Source organism: Streptomyces sp. SudanB25_2051, assembly GCF_964272635.1.
GTDB lineage: Bacteria > Actinomycetota > Actinomycetes > Streptomycetales > Streptomycetaceae > Streptomyces.
In genome coordinates this window covers 4,417,349-4,438,425 of the sequence record NZ_OZ186787.1, presented here as the reverse complement: position 1 = coordinate 4,438,425, position 21,077 = coordinate 4,417,349, and the positions used below count along the sequence as shown (strand labels likewise).

The 21,077-nt window shown below is 73.8% G+C and carries 23 protein-coding genes; 7 read left to right on the top strand and 16 right to left on the bottom strand.

Annotated elements, in window-relative coordinates; all coding sequences use genetic code 11:
- The first annotated feature begins 86 nt into the window (after positions 1–86).
- A complete protein-coding gene (locus tag ACSUPT_RS20100) occupies positions 87–644 on the top strand; it encodes a PPA1309 family protein (protein WP_351965745.1) in 558 nt (185 codons plus the stop codon).
- A 204-nt stretch (positions 645–848) separates the two neighbouring features.
- Here ACSUPT_RS20100 and ACSUPT_RS20095 read toward each other — a convergent pair whose 3' ends face one another.
- From ACSUPT_RS20095 to ACSUPT_RS20080, 4 genes are all read right to left on the bottom strand, one after another.
- Positions 849–1,937, bottom strand: coding sequence for a YlbL family protein (locus ACSUPT_RS20095; RefSeq protein WP_399216859.1), 1,089 nt, complete (start codon positions 1,935–1,937; stop codon positions 849–851).
- A gap of 61 nt (positions 1,938–1,998) precedes the next feature.
- The gene (locus ACSUPT_RS20090) at positions 1,999–2,169 is read right to left on the bottom strand and encodes a hypothetical protein (RefSeq protein ID WP_351965743.1); all 171 of its coding nucleotides are present in this window, start codon (positions 2,167–2,169) and stop codon (positions 1,999–2,001) included.
- Positions 2,170–2,285: 116 nt separating this feature from the next.
- Positions 2,286–2,747 carry a molybdenum cofactor biosynthesis protein MoaE gene (locus ACSUPT_RS20085; RefSeq protein WP_351965742.1) on the bottom strand — a complete coding sequence of 154 codons (462 nt, stop codon included), beginning with the start codon at positions 2,745–2,747 and terminating at the stop codon, positions 2,286–2,288.
- A gap of 291 nt (positions 2,748–3,038) precedes the next feature.
- Entirely contained in the window at positions 3,039–4,148 is a 1,110-nt protein-coding gene (locus ACSUPT_RS20080; protein ID WP_351965741.1) for an SDR family oxidoreductase, read from the bottom strand.
- Positions 4,149–4,338: 190 nt separating this feature from the next.
- Here ACSUPT_RS20080 and ACSUPT_RS20075 point away from each other — a divergent pair, with 190 nt between their 5' ends.
- Both ACSUPT_RS20075 and ACSUPT_RS20070 read left to right on the top strand, forming a co-directional pair.
- Complete coding sequence (locus ACSUPT_RS20075) at positions 4,339–5,745, top strand: zinc-dependent metalloprotease (protein WP_436945166.1); 1,407 nt, start codon at positions 4,339–4,341, stop codon at positions 5,743–5,745.
- The gene (locus ACSUPT_RS20070; protein WP_361656669.1) at positions 5,742–6,260 is read left to right on the top strand and encodes an NUDIX hydrolase; all 519 of its coding nucleotides are present in this window, start codon (positions 5,742–5,744) and stop codon (positions 6,258–6,260) included. Before ACSUPT_RS20075 ends, ACSUPT_RS20070 begins: the two co-directional genes overlap by 4 nt.
- 109 nt (positions 6,261–6,369) lie before the next feature.
- Here ACSUPT_RS20070 and ACSUPT_RS20065 read toward each other — a convergent pair whose 3' ends face one another.
- The 4 genes from ACSUPT_RS20065 to ACSUPT_RS20050 form a co-directional block, all read right to left on the bottom strand.
- Positions 6,370–7,125 carry an AIM24 family protein gene (locus ACSUPT_RS20065; protein ID WP_351965738.1) on the bottom strand — a complete coding sequence of 252 codons (756 nt, stop codon included), beginning with the start codon at positions 7,123–7,125 and terminating at the stop codon, positions 6,370–6,372.
- A 22-nt stretch (positions 7,126–7,147) separates the two neighbouring features.
- The gene (locus ACSUPT_RS20060) at positions 7,148–7,828 is read right to left on the bottom strand and encodes an AIM24 family protein (RefSeq protein ID WP_351965737.1); all 681 of its coding nucleotides are present in this window, start codon (positions 7,826–7,828) and stop codon (positions 7,148–7,150) included.
- 13 nt (positions 7,829–7,841) lie between these two features.
- Positions 7,842–9,656, bottom strand: a complete 1,815-nt coding sequence (locus tag ACSUPT_RS20055; protein WP_436945164.1) for a TerD family protein — start codon at positions 9,654–9,656, stop codon at positions 7,842–7,844.
- A gap of 117 nt (positions 9,657–9,773) precedes the next feature.
- Positions 9,774–10,349: a M48 metallopeptidase family protein gene (locus ACSUPT_RS20050; protein WP_436945162.1), complete on the bottom strand. Its 576-nt coding sequence runs from the start codon at positions 10,347–10,349 to the stop codon at positions 9,774–9,776.
- 188 nt (positions 10,350–10,537) lie between these two features.
- Here ACSUPT_RS20050 and ACSUPT_RS20045 point away from each other — a divergent pair, with 188 nt between their 5' ends.
- On the top strand, positions 10,538–11,734 hold the full coding sequence (locus tag ACSUPT_RS20045; protein WP_436946243.1) for a ThiF family adenylyltransferase: 1,197 nt from the start codon (positions 10,538–10,540) through the stop codon (positions 11,732–11,734).
- A 60-nt stretch (positions 11,735–11,794) separates the two neighbouring features.
- Positions 11,795–13,147 carry an ABC1 kinase family protein gene (locus ACSUPT_RS20040; protein WP_436945160.1) on the top strand — a complete coding sequence of 451 codons (1,353 nt, stop codon included), beginning with the start codon at positions 11,795–11,797 and terminating at the stop codon, positions 13,145–13,147.
- A gap of 112 nt (positions 13,148–13,259) precedes the next feature.
- Here the strand turns inward: ACSUPT_RS20040 and ACSUPT_RS20035 are convergent, their stop codons facing one another.
- Positions 13,260–13,577, bottom strand: coding sequence for a hypothetical protein (locus tag ACSUPT_RS20035; RefSeq protein WP_399216864.1), 318 nt, complete (start codon positions 13,575–13,577; stop codon positions 13,260–13,262).
- A 107-nt stretch (positions 13,578–13,684) separates the two neighbouring features.
- On the opposite strand from ACSUPT_RS20035, the gene ACSUPT_RS20030 reads away from it, so the two are divergent.
- Positions 13,685–14,113, top strand: coding sequence for a DUF6210 family protein (locus tag ACSUPT_RS20030; protein ID WP_403499591.1), 429 nt, complete (start codon positions 13,685–13,687; stop codon positions 14,111–14,113).
- Positions 14,114–14,206: 93 nt separating this feature from the next.
- Here ACSUPT_RS20030 and ACSUPT_RS20025 read toward each other — a convergent pair whose 3' ends face one another.
- The 5 genes from ACSUPT_RS20025 to ACSUPT_RS20005 all read right to left on the bottom strand — a co-directional run bounded on the left by ACSUPT_RS20025 (position 14,207) and on the right by ACSUPT_RS20005 (position 18,055).
- Positions 14,207–14,404: a hypothetical protein gene (locus ACSUPT_RS20025; RefSeq protein WP_351965731.1), complete on the bottom strand. Its 198-nt coding sequence runs from the start codon at positions 14,402–14,404 to the stop codon at positions 14,207–14,209.
- Between the two features lie 98 nt (positions 14,405–14,502).
- Positions 14,503–14,829: a hypothetical protein gene (locus tag ACSUPT_RS20020; RefSeq protein ID WP_351965730.1), complete on the bottom strand. Its 327-nt coding sequence runs from the start codon at positions 14,827–14,829 to the stop codon at positions 14,503–14,505.
- Positions 14,826–15,194, bottom strand: coding sequence for a WhiB family transcriptional regulator (locus tag ACSUPT_RS20015; protein WP_023586667.1), 369 nt, complete (start codon positions 15,192–15,194; stop codon positions 14,826–14,828). Before ACSUPT_RS20015 ends, ACSUPT_RS20020 begins: the two co-directional genes overlap by 4 nt.
- Positions 15,195–15,362: 168 nt before the next feature.
- Positions 15,363–15,704 (bottom strand): hypothetical protein, encoded by a 342-nt coding sequence (locus ACSUPT_RS20010; RefSeq protein ID WP_436945157.1) that lies wholly within the window; start codon positions 15,702–15,704, stop codon positions 15,363–15,365.
- A 170-nt stretch (positions 15,705–15,874) separates the two neighbouring features.
- A complete protein-coding gene (locus ACSUPT_RS20005; RefSeq protein ID WP_436945155.1) occupies positions 15,875–18,055 on the bottom strand; it encodes an ATP-dependent DNA helicase UvrD2 in 2,181 nt (726 codons plus the stop codon).
- Between the two features lie 164 nt (positions 18,056–18,219).
- Between ACSUPT_RS20005 and ACSUPT_RS20000 the strand changes: the two genes are divergently transcribed.
- Positions 18,220–18,477, top strand: a complete 258-nt coding sequence (locus ACSUPT_RS20000; protein ID WP_351965727.1) for a mycoredoxin — start codon at positions 18,220–18,222, stop codon at positions 18,475–18,477.
- Positions 18,478–18,671: 194 nt separating this feature from the next.
- Here ACSUPT_RS20000 and nudC read toward each other — a convergent pair whose 3' ends face one another.
- Together nudC and ACSUPT_RS19990 are read right to left on the bottom strand one after the other, a co-directional pair.
- Positions 18,672–19,619 (bottom strand): NAD(+) diphosphatase, encoded by a 948-nt coding sequence (gene nudC, locus ACSUPT_RS19995; protein ID WP_436945153.1) that lies wholly within the window; start codon positions 19,617–19,619, stop codon positions 18,672–18,674.
- 49 nt (positions 19,620–19,668) lie between these two features.
- Positions 19,669–21,075 carry a dipeptidase gene (locus tag ACSUPT_RS19990; protein ID WP_361656699.1) on the bottom strand — a complete coding sequence of 469 codons (1,407 nt, stop codon included), beginning with the start codon at positions 21,073–21,075 and terminating at the stop codon, positions 19,669–19,671.
- Between the last annotated feature and the right edge of the window lie 2 nt (positions 21,076–21,077).

Genomic DNA, 21,077 nt, shown 5'->3' with positions numbered 1-21,077 from the left:
CGATGTGCGCGGGGCCCCACTGATGCAACTTACTAAGGCTTTACCTGGTTCCCGTCTCCGGGTCGAGAAGAGGCAGGATATTGACCATGTCCAATGTTTCCCCCTCCGGCCCTCCGATGGCCGCCAGTCCGCTCACCCGCGCGGTCCTCGAAATCGACGAGTACGCCTCGGGGCTCGGCTGGGACCAGCCGGCCCGCCTGTTCGCCCTGGTCGACACGGCGCGGCTGCGCGCCGACGAGCCGGAGCTGGCCGCCCAGCTGGGGCTCGACTCCGACGAGGCGGCCGCCCCCCTGACCCCGATCGAGCAGGACGAGCTGCCGTCCGGCGCCCCGCTGGACGAGTTCCTCGCCACGGTCGCCTGGCCCGACGCGGTCACCGGCTGCGCCCTGACCGTGGAACGGCTGATGCTCCCGCCGTCCGCCGAGGGCTCGGTGCCCGACGGCCTGGACGAGGCCGGGCTCGCCCGGTGGGTCGCCGCGCACCCGGACCGGCAGGAGGTGCGGATGACCGTCGCCGTGCTGCGGGACGGCGCGCGCGAGTCGGCGATCCGGCTGCGGGCGAAGGACTCCCCGACGGAGGTCCTGACCGGCTCCGACCTGGTGCCGGGGCTCGCGGAGGCCCTCTCCGCGACGTTCGAGGCCTGACGGAGCGGAGGCTTCGGGTCTGACGGGCGGCGGGGCGGCCCCGGTGCGGGGCCGCGCTGCCGTACGGCGGCCGCGGGCGTGCCGGCGTGCGGGGGCCGCTGCCGTGCCGGCGTCCGGGGTCCGCCGCCGTGCTTCCGTACGGGCGCCGCGGGCATGCCGGCGTCCGGGGGGGCCGCTGCCGTGTTTCCGTACGGGCCGCGGGGCTCAGCCCCGGGAGCAGCTGGGGAGGCCGGCCGTGTCGCCCTTGCTGACCTTCTCCAGCGACGTCACCGCGTCCGCGATCGTGTCGACCTTGATCAGCGTCAGCCCGTCGGGGGTGTCCGCCGCGGCCGTCGGGCAGTTGGCGGCGGGGGTCAGGAAGTACGAGGCCCCGGCCTGGCGCGCGCCCACCAGCTTCATCTGGATGCCGCCGATCGGGCCGACCTTGCCGTTCTCGTCGATGGTGCCCGTGCCGGCGACGAAGCGGCCGCCCGTCATCGGGCCGGGCGTCAGCTTGTCCACGATGCCGAGGGCGAACATCAGCCCGGCGCTCGGCCCGCCGACGTCGTCGAGCTTGATGTCGATCTGGAACGGGAACGTGTGGTCCGTGCCGGCCTGGATGCCGACGATCGCGCGGTTCGCGTCGCCGGCCCGCTTGGTCCTGACGGTGATCTCCTCGGTGGTGGTCGGCTCCCGGCCGGCCTTCTCCGCCGCGGCGGCGTCCTTGGCGGGGACGATGGTGAATTCCACGGGCGCGCCCGGCTTCCGCTTGGTGACGACGCCCGCCACGTCCTTGGGCTCCCGGACGGGCACGCCGTCGACCGCCTTGATCACGTCACCGGCGTGCAGCCGGCCCTCCGCGGGGCTGTCCTTCTGGACGGAGGAGACGATCACGCGGCTCGCCACGGGGAGGCGCAGCTGCCGCAGGGCGGCCACCCGGGCGCTCTCCTGCGACTGGCTGAACTCCTCGGCGTTCTCCTGCGTGGACTGCTCCTCGGTCTTGCCGTCCGGGTAGAGCGTGTCGTGCGGGACGACGACGCGGTCGTGGGCGAGCCAGCCGGCGACCGCCTCGACGATGTTCATCCGGTACTCCGCACCGGTGACCCTGACGGTGGTCATGTTGAGATGGCCGGACGTCGGGTACGTCTCGTGGCCGGAGATCCGCAGCACGGGCTCGCCGCCCGAGTCGCCGAGCGTGTTGACCGTCGGCCCGGGGCTCATCTCGGAATAGGGCACCGGGATGAGCACTCCCGCGCAGAGCAGCGCGATGAGGGAGAGGGTGGCGGCGAGCAGCGTCGCGGTGCGGCGTGGCATGGAACGACAGTACGGGACCGGTCCGTCCGTGCACCCTCGGGGCCGCCGTCCGGGGTGATCGTCAGACGGATTCGCGGCGGGCGTGGGCCCGGTCCATCGCGTCGCGGAAACGCGCGTAGCCGTCCAGCTCGGCTATGTCCTCGGTGGTACGGCTCCGCGCGGCCCAGCCGCCCCATATCGCGGCGCCGACGGCAGCGGACAGCGGAATCAGCAACCAGGCGAGTGCTGCCATCACAACCTCCCCGTAGTGAAAGCGACTGGCTGATCAGCAGATTAACCAGCTGTCGTCTCAACGCTGCTGCCGGGGAGGCGGTTACGCAAATCGGGGCGGTCGGCGGGACGGGAGGGTCAGCAGGAGCCGACCCACTCCTCGGTGCCGTCGGAGAAGCGCTGGTGCTTCCAGATGGGCACCTCGTGCTTGAGGTCGTCGATCAGCTTCCGGCACGCGGCGAACGCCTCGGCGCGGTGCGGGCACGACACGGCGACGACGACCGCGACGTCCCCCACGGCGAGGTCGCCCACCCGGTGGACGGCGGCGAGGGCGCGTACGGGGAAGTCCGCGACGACCTTCTCCGCCACGCGCCGCAGTTCCGCCTCGGCGGTGGGGTGGCTGGAGTAGCCGAGGGCGTCCACGTCGGCGCCGCCGTCGTGGTTGCGGACGGTCCCGACGAACAGCGCGGTGCCTCCGGCGGCGTCGTCGCCGACGGCCCGGAACACCTCGTCGAGGGAGAGCGGCGTGTCGCGGATCGCCAGCAGCCGGATCGGCTCGTCGGCGGCGAGCTCGCCGGGGTGGTCGTAGAGGGCAGCCATGCCCCCATCGTGCCGCACGCCCCCGCCGCACGGAATTGCCCGTTCACCCGGCGGACACGGCCCCCGCCTTGGAGCCTCCTACAGGCCGGCGCCCGCGACGGCCGGCCGCCCGCGTACGGCGACCCCGTGCCCGCCCCCGACCGGTCGCCGCGGCGGCCGGTCGGGGGCGGGGGTCGGTCTGGCACAACACCGGGCACGCGCTGCGGCGGCGACCGGTCCGGGCCGGTCCGGTCCGGGGCGGCGAGGTCCGGGCAGGCGCCGGTCCGGGGCGGCGAGGTCCGGGGCGGGGGGTCACAGGCCCCTGCGGCGCCTCGCCCGGCGTACCAGCGCGGCCGTGCCGAGCAGCGCCACCGTGGCGCCCGCCGCGCCCGCAGCCGTGGCGTCCTTGCGGCCCAGCCGGCGGCCCGCGACGGTGTGCCGTCCGGCGACCTCCTCCAGCAGGGCGGCCAGCACCTCCTCGTTGGTCCAGGCCGGCCGCCAGCCCGCGTCGTGCAGCCGGCCGACGCTCACCACCCACGGGTGCATCGTGTACGCGAGGTCCCCGGCGGGCGACGGGGTCAGGCCGATGCGGTGCAGCCGGGCCGCCGCGCCCAGGGCGACCGCCGAGGGCAGCTCCATGCGCCGGATGCCGCTGAGCTCCTCGACCTCCTCCTGCTCCAGCCAGCCGTCGCAGCCGACCGCGAACTCCCCGTCGACCTTCTCCAGCGCCGCGTACTCCAGCGCGCTGACCAGGTCCTCGACGTGGCAGAACTGCCAGGCGGGCCGCGATCCGGCGACGACCAGCAGCCGGGGCGACTCGAAGTAGCGGGTCAGGGCCGTGTCGGTGCCGCCGACGAGGATGGCGGGGCGCACGACCGTGATGTTGAGCCCCGGGTGCGCGCGGGGCGCCCGGCGCGCGAGGCGCTCGATCTCCAGCAGGTCGCCGACGCCGGTCGCCTCGGCGGTGGCCCGCAGCTCGGCGTCCTCGGAGAGCGGGATGTCGTTGTCGGGCAGGGCGCCGTACACCATGGCGGAGGTGCACAGCACGACGCGGCGGACCCCCGCCGCCGCGGCGGCCGTGAGCACCGTCTGCGTACCCCGCACGTTGTACGCGGTGCGTGCGGCCGGGTCGGTCTCCAGGTCGAGGTCGAGCGCCAGGTGCACGACGACGTCGGCGCCGCGCAGCTTCTCGGCGATGGCCGGGTCCCGCACGTCGAGGATGTGCCACAGGGCCTCGGAGACGTCGCCGCGCCGCTCGTCGATGGCGACGACCTGCCTGATCTCCTCGGACGCGGCGAGGCGCCGGGTCAGCAGTTCGCCGACGCCGGAAGCGGCGCCGGTGACCGCGACCACGGGGCCCCGGGCGCCGGACGGGGTTGAGCGGTTTCGCGCTGCGCGAACCTGCGGATCTGGGGAACTCACCAGGCGTCTCCAGCGGTTGTCTTCAGTACGTACGCGGACAACGCGCACGTACCAGGTGCGTCCATCCTGCCGCAGGCGGTGCCCGGACGGAGCACCGAGCCCCACACCCGGCGGGGATGTCTACGCTGGGTGTGATGTCGGGCCACCGCCGTCGGCACAAGGCCGGCGGCCCTACGAGCCGAGGAAACCCGTGAGCGACACCCCATTCGGATTCGGCCTTCCGCCGGAGGAGCCGGACGACGGCGACGAGGGCAAGAAGAAGCCCGAGGGTGGTGCCAACCCCTTCGGGTTCGGCGGGCTGCCCGGAGGCCAGGGCGGCGGGGACAACCCGTTCGCCGCGATGTTCGGGTCCTTCAACCCGGCGGACCTGGGCGCGGCCTTCCAGCAGCTGGGCCAGATGCTCAGCTACGAGGGCGGCCCCGTGAACTGGGACATGGCCAAGCAGATCGCCCGCCAGGCCGTGGCGCAGGGCACCCCCGACGGCACCAAGGACGCCAGTGTGGGCCCCGCCGAGCGGAAGGCCGTCGAGGAGGCCGTGCGCCTCGCCGACCTGTGGCTGGACGGGGTGACCTCCCTGCCGTCCGGGTCGGCCACCGCCGTCGCGTGGTCGCGCGCGGAGTGGGTCGAGGCGACGCTGCCCGCCTGGCAGCAGCTGGTCGACCCGGTCGCCGAGCGTGTCGGCACGGCCATGGGCGATGTGCTGCCGCAGGAGATGCAGGCCATGGCGGGCCCGCTGATCGGCATGATGCGCTCCATGGGCGGCGCCATGTTCGGCCAGCAGATCGGCCAGGCGGTGGGCGTGCTCGCCGGCGAGGTGGTCGGTTCCACCGACATCGGCCTGCCGCTCGGCCCGTCCGGGAAGGCCGCGCTGCTCCCGCTGAACGTGACGGCGTTCGGCCGCGACCTGAGCGTCCCGCTGGACGAGGTGCGGCTGTACCTGGCCCTGCGCGAGGCCGCCCACCAGCGGCTTTTCGCCCATGTGCCGTGGCTGCGCTCGCATCTGTTCGGCGCGGTCGAGGGGTACGCGCGCGGGATCAAGGTCGACACGTCGAAGCTGGAGGACGCGGTCGCGCAGCTCGACCCGTCGAACCCGGAGCAGCTCCAGGAGGCGCTGCAGCAGGGCATGTTCCAGCCGGAGGACACGGCCGAGCAGAAGGCGGCCCTGGCCCGTCTGGAGACGGCGCTCGCGCTGGTCGAGGGCTGGGTGGACGCGGTGGTCCACGCCGCGGCCGGCTCCCGGCTGTCGTCGGCGGACGCGCTGCGGGAGACGCTGCGCCGCCGCCGGGCCTCGGGCGGCCCCGCCGAGCAGACCTTCGCGACGCTGATCGGGCTGCAGCTGCGTCCGCGCCGCCTGCGGGACGCCTCACGGCTGTGGGCGTCGCTGACCGACGCGCGCGGCATGGACGGCCGGGACGCCCTGTGGGCGCACCCCGACATGCTGCCGACCGCCACGGACCTGGACGACCCGGACGGCTTCGTGCACCGGGAGCACCTGGACTTCTCCGAGCTGGACAAGATGCTCGGCGAGGCCGCCCCCCGACCCGACGAGGACGGCGAGGGCGGCCGGGGCGGCAAGGACGGCGGCAGCGGCGAGTGAGCCTCTACGACGACGCGGTCCTCGTCCTGAAGGGGTACGAGGACCAGGCGGAGCTGCGCGACCTGTATCTGGACCATCTCGCGGAGCACGGCGACGACGCGATGTGGAAGCCCTGCGCGGCCGGGCATCTGACGGCGAGCGCGCTCGTCGTGGACCCGGAGCGCGGGCGGGTGCTGCTGACCCTGCACCGGAAGCTGCGCATGTGGCTCCAGATGGGCGGCCACTGCGAGCCGCAGGACCGCACGATGGCCGAGGCGGCGCTGCGCGAGGCCACCGAGGAGTCCGGTGTCCCCGGTCTGGCGCTGCTGCCCGGCGGCCCGGTGCGGCTGGACCGGCACGCGACGCCGTGCGCCTGGCACCTGGACGTGCAGTACGCGGCGGTGGCTCCGCCCGGCGCGGTGGAGGCGATCAGCGACGAGTCGCTGGACCTGCGCTGGTTCCCGTACGACGAGGTGGGCTCGGTCGCCGACGCGTCGGTGGTCCGGCTGGTGGAGCGGGCGCGGGCGCGCCTGTAGCGGAAGCGTCCGGCCGCTCGGGCCGTTCCCGGTGCGCCCGGGCCCGCCCGCCGGACGTACGTAAGGGGCGGCCTCCCTGGAGGCCGCCCCTTACATCTGCCGGCTTCGGTCAGTTCCAGGCGTTGTTCTGGTTCTGGCCGTGGGCGCCGTGCTGGCCGACGCCGAACTGCGCGGCGACGCCCTGGCCGATCTGCGCGTTCTGCGGCGGCATGACCTCGCTGGGCTGGACGAGCGCGAAGCCGTGGCCGAGGAAGTTCAGCTCCCAGCCCTCGCCCGTGTTGCCGCGGCGCCTGCGGATGTTCGACGAGTGCGTCTGGGCCTGCATCTGGACCCGCAGCGCCGACGACCAGGCGACGATGGCGTCCGCGTCGACGTTGACGTACTTCTCCGGGGTGACCTGGAGCATCAGCGGCTGCCCGGACGTCATGAGGGCGACCTGGCCGCGGCCGGAGATGTTCAGCTGGTACTTCCCGGAGCCGGAGATGCCGTACTGGCTGTCCACGGCGATGACCTCGGTGTGCAGCGTCGAGTCGAGCGCCAGCACATAGGCGCTGTCCACGGTCAGGCCGTCCTGGTCGACGTCCACGACGTGGATGTGCTGCGCCAGGTTGGCGAGGTAGACGGTGCCCTGCCCGGAGCAGCGCATCAGGTCCAGGCCCTCGCCGGTGCGGGCCCGGGCGGTGGCTTGGTTCTGGTTCTGGTACTCGCCGTCGAAGTCCATCAGGCCCTGGTAGGCCACCATGGCGCCCTTGCGGGCGAGGACGTCGTCGTGTCCGGTGAGGGCGACCCGCAGCAGCTGCGGGTTCTGCACGGTGTACCGGTCCTGGCTCTGCTGTTCGGTGTGGCTGAAAAGCGGGCTCTGCATGATCTGTTTCGCTCCCCCTGGCTCAGTGCCGGATCCGCAGGCGGTCGGTACTGTCCTCGCTCGGCTGTACGACGACGATGCCCTGGCCCGAGAAGGCCATCTGGTACGCCTCGCCGCTGCCCCGCCCGATCAGGGAGGACGCCTTGAAGCTGCGCTTGCCCTTCACCTTCAGGCCGGGCGACCAGGCGACGAGCGCGTCGGGGTCGACGTACGTCTCGTCGTCGCCGCGGCCGCAGTCGACGACGACCGGGGTGCCGCGCGAGGTGAGCGCGACCCAGCCCGTGCCGGAGATCTGCACGTTCCACAGGCCCTGGCCGGCGAACTTGGCCATGCCCTTGACCCGCTCGACGCCCCACTGCAGGTGCGCGTCGAAGGCCAGCACATTGGTGCCGTTCACGGACAGCGCGTCGTTGTCCAGGTGGATGACGACCACGTCGGCGCCGTAGTCGGCGAGGTAGAGCAGTCCGTCGCCGGAGCACTTCATCAGGGGCGCGCCCTCGCCGGTGACCCACGCGGAGGCGATCTGCCGCACGGCGGGCGGGTTCGGCTCGTACTGGATGAAACCCTCGTACGCGACGACGGAGCCGGTGCGGGCGAACAGGTCCTGGCCGGTCGCCATGGCGACCTTCAGCATGGCGTTGCCGTGGTTCTCCATGCGGGCGGCCGCCGCGGTGGGGGCGTAGCCCGCGAGCTGCTGGTTCATTCTTCGGGCTCCCTCAGACCTCGTACGGCTGGACGACGATGAAGTTGCCGGGGGCGCCCCGGAACTGGAGGTTCACGGTCTCGCCGCTGTGCCCCGGATAGGCGTTGCGGCGCAGCCGGACCTGGCTGGAGAGGACCACCTGCGATGCGGCCGACCAGGCCACGACGGCGTTGCAGTCGGCGAACGTGGTGGGTGTGACGGGCAGGACGACCGGGATGCCCTGGGTCTTCACGACGACGGTCCCGGTGCCCTGGAAGAGCATGGTGAACAGGGCGCCGCCGGGGATGCCGTGGCCCTCGATACGGCGGACCTCGTGGTGCAGCGACTCGTCGAACGCCAGGACGTTCTCGGCGGAGACGCAGATGCCGTCGCCCTGGAGCTCGATGGGGTGCAGATGGGCGTTGTTCTCGGCGAGGAACACCTGGCCGCGCCCGGTGCAGCGCATCAGCTGCATCTCCTGGCCGGTGGCGTTGCCGACGATGCGCCCGGCGAACCCGGCGCCCTTGTAGCTGAAGTCGACCTTGCCCTGGTACATGACCATGCTGCCCTGGCGGGCGAGCACGGGGGTCTGGCCCATGGCCAGGTCGACGCGCATGAGCTGGGCGTTCTGCGGGGTCCAGCGCTGGCCGGTGGGCGTCTCTCGGTACTTCTGCAGCGCCGCCGCGAGCCCGGCGCCCTGCGGCTGCTGCGGCACGCCGTGCGGCACACCGCCCTGCGGCATGCCGATGTGCGGCTGCTGGGCGTACGGGCCGGGGACCGGCTGTCCGTACGGGGCGGGCTGTCCGTACGGGGCGGGTACGCCGTGCGGGGCGGGAGCGGCGTGCGGGGCGGGTGCGCCGTGCGGGGCCGGGGCGCCGTGGTGGAGCGGGGCGCCGTGCGGCGGGGTCTGCCCGGGGACCTGGCCGTAGGGCGCCGGCTGCTGGGGCTGGTGCGGCTGCTGCGGGTGGCCGTACGGGGCCGGGGGCGGCGTCGGAGCCTGCGGCGGGGCCGGGGTGTGCGGGGCGGCCGGGGCGTGGGGCGGCGTCGGGGCCTGCGGGGTCACGGGGCCGACCATGGTGGGCTGCGCGTGCAGCGGCTGGTGCGGCTGCGACGGGGGCGGCGTGTGCGACGGCGCGGGGGCCGGGGCGGGCGCGGGAGCCGGGGCGGGCGCGGGGGCCGGGGCGGGCGCGGGGGCCGGTGCCGCCGGGGCGGCGAAGCCGGGAGCGGGCTGGGCCGGTACCGCACCGCCGGGCGGCGGGGCGAAGCCGGGCGCCGCCTGCGACGGGGCCGGGGCCTGCGGCGCCTGCTGGGGCTGCTCCTCCTCCAGGACCTCGCCGCCGAAGTTCTTCAGCAGCGCCTCCAGGCCGCCGTCGAAGCCCTGGCCGACGGCGGCGAAGCGCCAGCCGTCCTTGCGGTAGAAGTCCCCCAGCATGACGGCGCGCTCGGTGGAGAACTCGGCGCCGCTGAACGCGTACCGCGCGACCTCCTCACCGCCCGCGACGATCCGGATGTACCCCGGTCCGACCTGCGACATCTGGCCGGCGCCGTCGATCGTCGCCGTGAACGACAGCTTGTGGACCGCGTCGGGCACCCGGTCCAGCGTGACGCGGAACGACTCGGTGTCACCGGCCTGGGCGCCCAGCAGCTGAATGGACTCCTCGGGCGACTTCGGCTGGTTGAAGAAGACGAAGTAGCGGTCGTCGGAGAGCCGCTCGTCGGCGTCGAGGCCGAAGCAGCTGATGTCGAAGGACAGCCCGGGGCCCGCGATCTGCACGCCGACGTACAGATCCGTCCCGGCTGTCAGATCACTGATCCGGGCCTTGTGGCCCCGTTGGAATTCCCTGGACATGCGTTACGACCGTCCCCCATCCCGGATTGGTTGCGTCGCGCCAGGCTAACGGCTTGCTTCGACACGGGACACGTCGGCGACAGGCTCGGTACGGACTCGGTACAGGACCGGTGATCGTCAGTCGCCGGACGTGCGCGGCGGGTGCGGCAGACGGTCGGCGGCGACCACGCCCTCCAGGTATCCCCGCGCCCGCTCCGTCCTCGGGTACGCCTCCAGGAGCCGCCAGAAGTCCGGGCCGTGGCCGGGCACGAGCAGATGGGCCAGCTCGTGGAGGAGGACGTAGTCGACGACGTACTCGGGCATGCCCTGGAGCCGGTGCGAGAGCCGGATGCTGCCCTCGGCCGGGGTGCAGGAGCCCCAGCGGGTGTTCTGGTTGGTGACCCAGCGCACGGACGCGGGCTTGGCCCGGCCGCCGAGGTACTGGCCGGACAGCCGCTCGGCGCGCTCGGCCAGCTCCGAGTCCCCGGGGCGCCGTCTGCTCTCCTGGGCGGCGAGCTTGTCGAGCATGACGCCGACCCAGCGGCGCTCCTCCGCCTCGGACATCCGGGCGGGGATCAGGACGATGGTCCGGTCGCCCTCGCGGTACGCGGAGACGGTGCGGCGGCGCCGGGAGCTTCTGCGCACCTCGACGGCCGGGGTGCCGGGGGCGCGGGACGGATCGGTGGCCTGGCTGGTCTGCGGGTCGGCGGGCACCCCACGACCGTACCGGGCGGGCCGCGTCGAGCCCGCGTCCCGAGGGGTGACGTACACCGCTTGTCCACAGGCCGAGCTATTCGTACGACGAGACGACCGGCTCTGTGGACGACGCCCGGCGGGGAGGGCGGCCGGGGCGCGATGCTGTCGGCGTGACCGATGACGGGGTACGGCTCGGGGGTGGCGGTATGCGTCCGATGGTGCGGCCCGCGCTGCGGCGGGCCTGGCGTGATCTGCGGTATGCGCAGTTCGGGGTGGCGCCCGCGCACGCGGTGGTGGTCGGGCCGCTCGACACGGCGACCGGAAGCCTGCTGGAGCTGCTCGACGGGACGCGCGGTGTCCCGCTGCTGCGCGAGGAGGCCCGCGGGCTCGGGGTGCCGGACGACTGGCTGGAGGGCCTGTTGGACCGGCTGGCGGGGGCGGGGCTGCTGGAGGACACGGCGTCGGGCGCGGGGACCGGTGCGGAGCCCGCGGGACGCGTGCGGGCGCGGCAGGCGGTGGTGCCGGAGCGGTTGCGCGCCGATCTGGGGTCGCTGTCGGTGGTGCACCGGGGGCCGGGTGAGCCGCTGCGGCGTCTTGAGGCGCGCGGGGCGATGCGGGTGCAGGTGCGCGGCGCGGGCCGGGTGGGCGCGGCCGTCGCGGCGCTGCTGTCGGCGGCGGGCGTGGGGTGCGTGGACGTCCTCGACGGTGGCCGGGTGCGGCCGTGGGACGTGGCGCCGGGCGGGCTGCCGCCCGAGTCGGTCGGCGAGCGGCGGGACGCGGCGGCCCGGCGGCTGGTGGCGCGGTCGGCCCCGCGGAGGGCCGGGGGCGGGGATCGGGATGCCTCGCCGGACGGCCCGGCGGGGCGCGGGCACGAGCCGGCGTTGTCGCTGGTGGTCGTCGCGCCGCGGGACGGTCTCGCGGCGTACGCGCCCGATCCCGCGGTGGCCGACGCGTGGGTGGAGACGGGGACGCCGCATCTCTTCGCGGGGGTGCTGGAGGCCACGGGCGTGGTCGGGCCGCTGGTCGTGCCGGGTGAGACGGCGTGCGCGCGGTGCGTGGAGTCGGGCCGGGCGGACGCCGATCCGGCGTGGCCGCGTCTGCTCGCGCAGTGGCGTTCGGGGCGGCGGGGCGGTGCGGCGCCGACCGGGGACGTGGGGCTGGTGGCGGCGGTGGCGGGGCTGGCCGCGGCGCACGCGCTGGCGTTCCTCGACGGGGGCGCCCCGGCGAGCGCGGGCGCCCGGTGGGAGGCGTCGTCGCCGCTGCTGGAGTGGCGCGCGCGTCGGCTGAGGCCGCACGAGGCGTGCCCGTGCGGGGCGGCGGGCCGCGCCCGGCGGGACGAGCGGGAGGCGGATCGGGAGCGGCCCTCGGGCGCCCGGGACGGGCAGGACACAATGGCGGGGTAACCGCCGTCGGCGGCGCGTGTCAGGGAACGCGGCACGCCAGTCTGGGTTTTGGAGGGGCGTATGTCTGATCTTCCCCGGAAGGCGGTCACCCGTACCGCCAAGTTGGCCGCGCTGCCGCTGGGCTTCGCGGGGCGGGCCACTTGGGGCCTCGGCAAGCGGATCGGGGGCAAGTCGGCGGAGATCGTCGCGCGGGAGCTGCAACAGCGCACGGCGGACCAGCTGTTCAAGGTCCTGGGCGAGCTGAAGGGCGGCGCGATGAAGCTCGGCCAGGCCCTGTCCGTCTTCGAGTCGGCGCTCCCCGAGGAGGTGGCGGGCCCCTACCGGGCGGCGCTGACGAAACTTCAGGAGGCGGCCCCGCCGATGCCGACGCGCACGGTGCACGGGGTGCTCGCGGAGCGCCTGGGTGCCGAATGGCGGGATCTCTTCCTGGAGTTCGACGACAAGCCGTCCGCCGCGGCGTCGATCGGGCAGGTGCACCGGGCGGTGTGGCACGACGGGCGCCCGGTCGCGGTGAAGGTGCAGTATCCGGGGGCGGGTGAGGCGCTGCTGTCGGACCTCGCGCAGCTGAGCCGGTTCGCCCGGCTGCTGGGGCCGCTGGTGCCGGGGATGGACATCAAGCCGCTGATCGCCGAGATGCGCGAGCGGGTCTCGGAGGAGCTGGACTACGGGCTGGAGGCGCAGGCCCAGCGCGAGCACGCCGCGGAGTTCGCCGACGACCCGGACGTGGTGGTCCCGGACGTGGTGCACCAGTCGGACCAGGTGCTGGTCACGGAGTGGATCGACGGGGTGCCGCTGTCGGAGGTCATATCCGGCGGGACGCCCGAGGAGCGGGACCGGGCGGGCCAGTTGCTGGCGCGGTTCCTGTTCTCGGGCCCGGCCCGGACGGGGCTGCTGCACGCCGATCCGCACCCGGGGAACTTCCGGCTGCTGCCCGGAGAGGACGGCGGCGAGGCACGGCTCGGCGTGCTGGACTTCGGCACGGTCGACCGGCTCCCCGGCGGGCTGCCGGAGACGATCGGCGTCTGCCTGCGGATGGCCATCGTGGGCGAGGCGGAGACGGTCTACGAGCTGCTGCGCGACGAGGGGTTCGTGAAGGACTCCATAGAGCTGGACCCGGACGCGGTGCTGGACTATCTGCTGCCGATCATCGAGCCGGCCGAGGTGGACGAGTTCCTGTTCACCCGCGAGTGGATCCGCACCCAGGCGGCCCGGATCGCCGACCCCCGCTCCCCCGCCCACCAGCTCGGCAAGCGGATGAACCTCCCGCCCGCGTACCTGCTGATCCACCGGGTGACGCTCAGCACGATCGGCGTGCTGTGCCAGTTGAACGCGTCGGTTCGCCTCCGGGACGAACTGGAGGAGTGGCTGCCGGGGTTCCTGCCCGACGAGCACCGCGAGGAGGAGCCGGCCTGAACCCGGGCCGGCCTCCCACCGCCCTGCCGGGGCGGGAGCTCCGCCGGTCCGCGGACCGGTCCCTCCGGCTGGCCGCCGCACGGGCGCGCGGCGGCGGGCCGCGCGGGCCGGCCTACGGCTCGTACAGCGGCAGGAAGTGGATGACCGCCTCCTCGTAGGGGTGGGCCTCGCGGACTGCCCGCAGGACGGCGGCGGCCTGCGCCTCGTCGCAGACCGATTCGATCCGGCACTCCTCGCTGTGCTGTACGGCGCCGACCTCACCGTCGTACGGCCGGGCGCCCGGCAGGGCCTGCCAGGTGCCGGTCACCTTCCAGACGCTGGAGCAGCGCGCGTAGTCGCCCACGCGTCCCGCGCCGGCCGCGTGGAGAGTTTCGATCACGGCCTGCGCATGGCTCTCGGGCACCGATATCTCGATCTTCAAGCGCGTCATGCCGGGACCCTACCGACCCGTGGCACGGCCCGCCCCCGCCCTCCGGTGGAGCCCGGGCCCGCGCAAATGCCGTTGAGCTGGGGCCGGCCGGCCGGAAGACTGGCCGCATGAGCGCTCGGCGGTACGTCTTCCTCGATCCCGACGGCAGTGGCGGCGACACCTGGTTGTACGTGGTGGTGGAGGCGGCCACCGGCGTGTACTACCAGCAGCAGTACGGTGGGACGGCGTGCAGGCAGGGCGAGGTGGAGGGCTTCCTCGTCCCGGTGGCGGCCGATGACGCCCTGGCGGCGCTGCGCCGCCTGTTCGAGCACGACTTCCGCGGCGCCGGCACCCGCAACCGCACCTGGGCGAAGAACGAATGGGAGCGGCTCCGTCAGATCGTCGGGACCATCCCCTACTGGGCGTGCGACGGGCAGGTGGAGGAGCCGCACGATCTGCGCCTGGACGACGACCGCGCCGACGAGGCGGACGAGGCGTGGGTTCCCGTCCTCACGCCGGACGGCCCCGGCGTGCTGCTGTGGTGCAACTCCGACTGACCGCACCGGCACGCCGACCCGGCCGCGACCCGGCGCGCGAGTCCCCTTCGGGGCACCGGGTTTGAGGGCGGAGGGCCCTGGTGTGACGGCGGGTCACCACCAGGTGGGGTCGAGTCTGCTCTCGATGGCGCGGATGTGCTCGCGGGCACAGGTCTCGCAGAGGTCGTACCTGGTGCCGTTCTCCACGGAGCTCGTCCAGGTCAGGGGGGCGTGGTCGGCGGTCGCGCCGCAGCGGGAGCACACCACGGCGTCATGGCGCGGCCCCTCGGGTTCGGAAGTCCGGTCGTTCACCACGCGACGATAACGCCGCTTCCCTGCCGCGGCGGGGAGACGCCGCGGGGCCGGTCCTGGTGGACCGGCCCCCGCGGGCAGGTGGTGCGTCGGCAGCCTTACTGCATGACGGCCATGGCCAGGGCGCGGCGGGCGCGCATCGAGGCGCGTTCGGCGCGGCGCTGCATCCGGCGGGCGGCGATCAGCCGGGTGCCGGTGCGTTGCTCGTCGGCCTCCCGGAGGCGCTCGCGCATATGGGCACGGGCCAGGGCTTCGGGGATGAGTTGCATTTCTCGGGTCCTGTTCTGGCGCGAGGCGTGCGCGCCGAGGGTGGTGACGTCAGTGCTCGCGGAGCCGATGGGCTCGCTGGTGGAAGAGGTCATCGGGGCCTGCTTCTGGGGGTCGTGCGTGAGGGGGCGGTCGATGGTTCCGGCGGCGGTGTTCATGCCGTGACCGGGTTCTTGCGCGGGCGGCCGCGGGGCCGCTTCCGGGCGACGACCACGCCCTGGACGAAGAGCTCCCCGCCCCAGACGCCCCACGGCTCACGCCGCTCCTTGGCGCCGGCGAGGCAGGCGGCCATGAGCGGGCAGGTGCGGCACAGGGACTTGGCGTACTCGACGTCCGCGGGCGACTCGGCGAAGAAGACCTCCGGGTCGTAGGAGCGGCAGGGAACGGGTACGCCGAGGTTCTCGATGGCGTCGTCAAGCGCGGTGAGCGCGGTGAGGGCGGTCACGTCGTGGTCCTCCGTGAGACCGGGCGGGGGGAGCGTCTGGGAAGGCGGTACGGACGGGGCGTGCGCTTCGAGTTGCACGGTGGTGTTTTCCTCGTCTGGTCGGTCCGGCTGGTCGGCCGGTGGGCTGGTACCGGGTTCTGCTGGTCCCGGGGCCCCTTCGCTCCGTTCCGCCCGGTCGGGCAAAACAGAAGGGCCGCGGACCCCTGTGGGGTTCCGCGGCCCTGAAGGCGCCGGCCTGATCCTGGATCAGGCTGGATCACTCCAGGGTTCGAGCCCACGGAAGGCCCACATCGTGTGGTGCTGCTGCGTCTGCTTCGTCTTGTGGTCGGCACCGGTCGCCGCAAAGGCATAGGCCGGGGCCTGCGCCGCTGCTACTCCTGCTTCCAGTGCCTTGGTCGGTCGCTCATTGCCCTCGATGCCCTCGATGACGGGGAGGGTCGACAGGGAGGACGGCAGTCCGAAGGCCCGGAAGCCGGACAGACCGCTGCCAAGGAGCGCCGAGGTGGAGAAGCCGAGCGTGCAGGCGGAGACGACCGAGCGATCGGTCATTTTGGCGGTGCTGACGAAGCTGGTCTCGATGCTGATCACTGGAATCGCCTCCTCTCGGCGTCTCGGGGGGACTGGCCAGGGGCCGGACCCGCGTGTATTCGGATAAGTACAGCACGACGACAGCGGTTCAAGGAAGCCGCTGTTCGCGTGGTTAAGAACCTATGGGGCTTGATGGGGCGGGCGCAAACTATTTTTCCGACGAGTTGTGATCAGTCTTCGCCGTCGCCGCTGCCGGGGTCCTCACCTGCGCAGATGGCGAGGACATCGGCCCCGAAGCGGTTGAGCTTGCGGATGCCGACGCCGGGGATCGCGGCCAGCTCGGCGTCGGTGGACGGGACGGTCTCGGCGATCGCGATGAGGGTTTTCTCGGTGAAGACGCAGTAGTCGGGCTGCCCCAGCCGGCGGGCCTGGCCGGCGCGCCACTCCAGGAGGCGCCCGTACAGGCCCTCGTCCATCTCGGAGGGGCAGTCCTCGCAGCGCATCAGCTTCATCTCGCCGGCCACCGTCAGCGTCGTGCCGCACACGCGGCAGCGAACGGGGCCCCGTGCGCGGCGGGTGCGGGCCGGCCCCGCCGCGCGCTCGACGCCGCCGGCCGCGCGGACGGTGCGGGCGGCGGGACTGCCGCTGCCGGGGCGCAGGCCCTTCAGGAAGCGGGACGGCTCGCGGTGGGGCCGGCCGCCCGGCGAGCGGGACAGGGACCACGACAGGTTGAGGTGGCGGCGGGCGCGGGTGACGCCGACGTACAGGAGCCGCCGCTCCTCCTCTATCTGCTCGTCGGTGCGGGCGTAGGTGATGGGCAGGGTGCCGTCGGTGAGGCCGACGAGGAACACCGCGTCCCATTCGAGGCCCTTCGCGGCGTGCAGCGAGGCGAGGGTGACGCCCTGGACGGTGGGGGCGTGCTGGGCGGCGGCGCGCTCGTCCAGTTCGGTGACGAGGTCGGCGAGGGTGGCGGCGGGGCGGGCGCGGGCGAGGTCCTCGGCGAGGCGGACGAGCGCGGCGAGGGACTCCCAGCGGTCGCGCGCCGCGCCGGAGCCGGTGGGGGGTTCGGTGGTCCAGCCCTTGGTGGAGAGCACGGCGCGCACCTGTGACGGCAGGTCGACGACGTCGTCGAGGAGGGGGTCGTTCGCGCCGAAGCGGGCGGCGCTGCGCAGGGCGGCGCCGGCTTCCCGTACCTCCTGGCGTTCGAAGAAGCGCTCGGCGCCGCGCAGCTGGTAGGGGACGCCGGCGTCGGCGAGGGCCTGCTCGTAGATCTCGGACTGGGCGTTGACGCGGTACAGCACGGCGATCTCGCCCGCGGGGACGCCGGAGGCGATGAGGTCGCGGATGCGGCGGGCCGTGCCCTCGGCCTCGGTGGGCTCGTCGCCGTACTCGGTGTAGACCGGCTCGGGGCCGGGGTCGCGCTGGGAGACCAGTTCGAGGCGGTGGTCGGCGGCGCGGCCGCGGGCCTGGGCGAGGAGGCCGTTGGCGAGGTGGACGACCTGCGGGGTGGAGCGGTAGTCGCGGACCAGTTTGACGACGGTCGCGTGGGGGTGGCGGGTGCGGAAGTCCAGGAGGTAGTCGGGGGTGGCGCCGGTGAAGGAGTAGATCGTCTGGCTGGCGTCGCCGACGACGCAGAGGCTGTCGCGGTCCCCGAGCCACAGGTCGAGGAGGCGCTGCTGGAGCGGGGAGACGTCCTGGTACTCGTCGACGACGAAGTGCTGGTACTGGTGGCGGATCTGTTCGGCGATGTCGTGGCGGTCCTGGAGGATGCCGACGGTGAGCAGCAGGACGTCCTCGAAGTCGAGGACGTCGCGCTCGCGCTTGAGCTGCTCGTACATGGCGTAGATCTGGCTGGTTTCCGCCGGGTCGCGGGGGGCGTCGCGCTGGGCCTTGGCGACGGCGGCGGGATAGTCGGCGGGGACGGTCTGGGTGACCTTGGCCCACTCGATCTCGGCCGTGACGTCGCGCAGCTCGGCGCGGTCGAGGCGGATGCGGCAGCGGGTGGCCGCGTCGGCGACGAGCTGGGCCTTGCGGTCGATCAGGCGGGGCAGGTCGCCACCGACGGCTTTCGGCCAGAAGTACTGGAGCTGCCGGAGGGCCGCCGAGTGGAAGGTGCGGGCCTGGACGCCGCCCGCGCCGAGCTGGCGGAGGCGGCCGCGCATCTCGCCGGCGGCGCGGTTGGTGAACGTCACGGCGAGGACGCTGGCGGGCTGGAGGATGCCGGCGCGGACCCCGTAGGCGATGCGGTGGGTGATGGCCCTGGTCTTGCCGGTGCCGGCACCGGCGAGGACGCACACGGGGCCGTGCAGGGACGTCGCCACCTCGCGCTGCTCCGGGTCGAGCCCGTCGAGCACCGCGTCCGCCGAGTCGGGGACCTGCGGGAAGAGGGTGGAGTGCGTCGCTGGTGTCACCCTGCCATGCTGCCAGGTCGGCGGCGGGGCCCGCGTCGGTTGTCCACAGGGGTGCGGCGCCGGTCATACCGGGGTGGGGAATGCCGGCGGGGTCGGCGTACGTTCTCACGGGTGCGATCAGGCACTCCAGCCACACTCCAGTCATCCGAGGAGCGGAAGAGACGATGCAGGGAACTGTGACGATGTACAGCACGACCTGGTGCGGATACTGCCGGCGGCTGAAGAGCATGCTGGACCGCGAGGGCATCGCGTACACCGAGATCAACATCGAGCAGGACCCGGAGTCCGCCGCTTTCGTCGAGAAGGTCAACAACGGCAACCAGACCGTTCCGACCGTCCTCGTCACGCCGCACGGCGGCGGCGAGAACGTCGTGATGACCAACCCGAGCCTGAAGCAGGTGCAGCAGGCGCTCGCTAGCTGAACCGCTGAGCGCGAGGATGCCGCCGCCCGGCGCACGGGCGGCGGCATCGGTGTGAGCACGCCCCCGCCGGTCACCGGCGGGGGCGTTCTCCTGCGTGCGGGCGGCCGCGTGCGGGGCAGCCGGCCCTGTTTGGGCCTGCGCCACCGGGGCGGTCGGCGGCGGGCGGCCCTCGGTCTCGCGCGGTGCCGGGGTGGTCAGCCGATGCCGCCGGGCTTGGGCAGCGGCCTGCCGTACCACATCTCGATCAGGTGGGTGGCGATCGAGATGCCGTACGGCGGGAGGACCTCGCCGGAGTCGAACGCCGCGGCCAGCTCGTCGCGGGAGAACCAGCGGGCCTCCTCGATCTCGTCCCCGTCGACCTCGATGTCGGAGCAGGTCGCGCGCGCCATGAAGCCCAGCATCAGGCTCGACGGGAACGGCCACGGCTGGCTGGCGATGTACCGCACCTCACCGACCGTGACGCCGGCCTCCTCGTACACCTCGCGGACCACGGCCTGCTCGATGGACTCGCCCGGCTCGACGAACCCGGCGAGGGTCGAGAAGCGGCCCTCGGGCCAGTGCACCTGCCGGCCGAGCAGGGCGCGGTCCTGCTCGTCGGTGACCAGCATGATCACCGCCGGGTCGGTGCGCGGGTAGTGCTCGGCGCCGCAGGCGGGGCAGCGGCGGATGTGGCCGGCGGCGGCGATGACGGTGCGCTCGCCGCAGCGCGAGCAGAAGCGGTGGAGGCGCTGCCAGTTCTCCAGGGCGACGGCGTGGACCATCAGGGCGGCGTCGCGGTGGCCGAGCAGCAGCCCCGCCTCGCGGAGCCCGGCGGGGCGCGCGGACTGGTCCATGCGGCCGGGCAGCGAGTCCTTCTGGAGGGCGAAGTAGCTGACGCCTTCGCCGTCGGTGCCGAGGAAGTAGCGGTGGGTCTCGGTCGGCGGCGCCTCGAAGGCGGGCGTCATGACCAGTTCGGTGCGCCCGTCGGGGGTGTCGTCGACGAGCACCTGGCCCCCGGACACGACGAAGACGCGCGTGGTCGGGTGGCTCCACGCCGCCGCGAGCCACGCCTCGTCGAGGCGGTGGTGGGCGGCGCGGTCGATACCGCTCGGGGCGGTGAAGCCGATCGGGCGGGGACCGGCTTCGTTGCTGATGGTGCTCACTGGTGCTTCCAACTCCCCCGGAGGTCTGGGTGTCTGTTCGGCGTCGTGTTCAGCGGAGCGCTGCGGCAAGCTCGCCCCACAGGTGGGCGGTGGCCTCCACGCCCTTGAGCAGCAGGTCCAGCTCGACCTTCTCGTTCGGCGCGTGCCAGCCGTCGGAGGGCACGGAGATGCCGAGGAACAGCACCGGCGCGGCCAGCACGTCCTGGAGGTCGGCGGCGGGTCCCGAGCCGCCCTCGCGGGTGTAGCGGATCTTCGCGCCGTCGAACGCGAGGCTCATCGAGCGGGCGACGGCCCGGAGGGCGGGGTGGTCGAGCGGGGTCAGGCAGGGGCGGGTGGCCGCACCGAACGTGATCTTGTGGCGGATGCCGTCGGGGACGCGGGCGGCGACCCAGTCCCGTACGGACTGCTCGATCCGGTCCGGGTCCTGCCCGGCGACGAGCCGGAAGGAGAGCTTCAGCTGCGCGGCCGACGGGATGATCGTCTTGCCGCCGGGGCCCTGGTAGCCGCCGCCGATGCCGTTGACCTCGGCGGTCGGGCGGGCCCAGACGCGCTCCAGGGTGGAGTAGCCGGCCTCGCCGAGGGTGCCGTGGGAGCGGGCGGTGGCGAGCCAGGCGGCCTCGTCGAACGGCAGCTCGGCGATGAGCTCCCGCTCGGCCTCGGTGAGCTCGGCGACGCCGTCGTAGAAGCCGGGGACGGTGACGCGCTCGTCCTCGTCGTGGAGGGCGGCTACCAGGCGCGCGGCGACGGTGGCCGGGTTGGGCACGGCGCCGCCGAACGAGCCGGAGTGGATGTCCTGGTCGGGGCCGTACAGCTCGATCTCGCAGTCCGCGAGGCCGCGCATGCCGGTGCAGACCGTCGGCGTCGTCTCGGACCACATGCCGGTGTCGGAGACGATCACCACATCGGCGGCGAGGCGGTCGCGGCGCTCCTCGACGAGGGCGCGGAAGTGGGCGGAACCCGACTCCTCCTCGCCCTCCACCAGCAGCTTCAGGGTGACGGCCGGGGTGGTGCGGCCGGTCAGGTCGAGGTGGGCGCGGACGCCGAGGGTGTGGAAGAACACCTGGCCCTTGTCGTCGGCCGCCCCGCGCGCGTAGAGCCGGTTGTCGCGGACGACGGGCTCGAACGGGTCGGTGTGCCAGCCGTCCTCGCGGGCGGCCGGCTGCACGTCGTGGTGGCCGTAGACGAGGACGGTGGGGGCGCCGGGGTCGGCGGAGGGCCACTCCGCGTACACGGCGGGGGCGCCGTCGGTCTCCCAGACCTCCGCGACGGGGAAGCCGGTCCGGGCCAGCTGCGCGGCGAGCCACTCGGCGCTGCGCCGGACGTCCGGGGCGTGTTCGGGCTGGGCCGAGACGGAGGGGATGCGCAGCCATGCGGCGAGGTCGTCGAGGAAGGCGGCGCGGTGCTGCTCTATGTACTTCCGTACGGTCTGGACGGCGCTGTCCGGGGTGTCGCTCATGC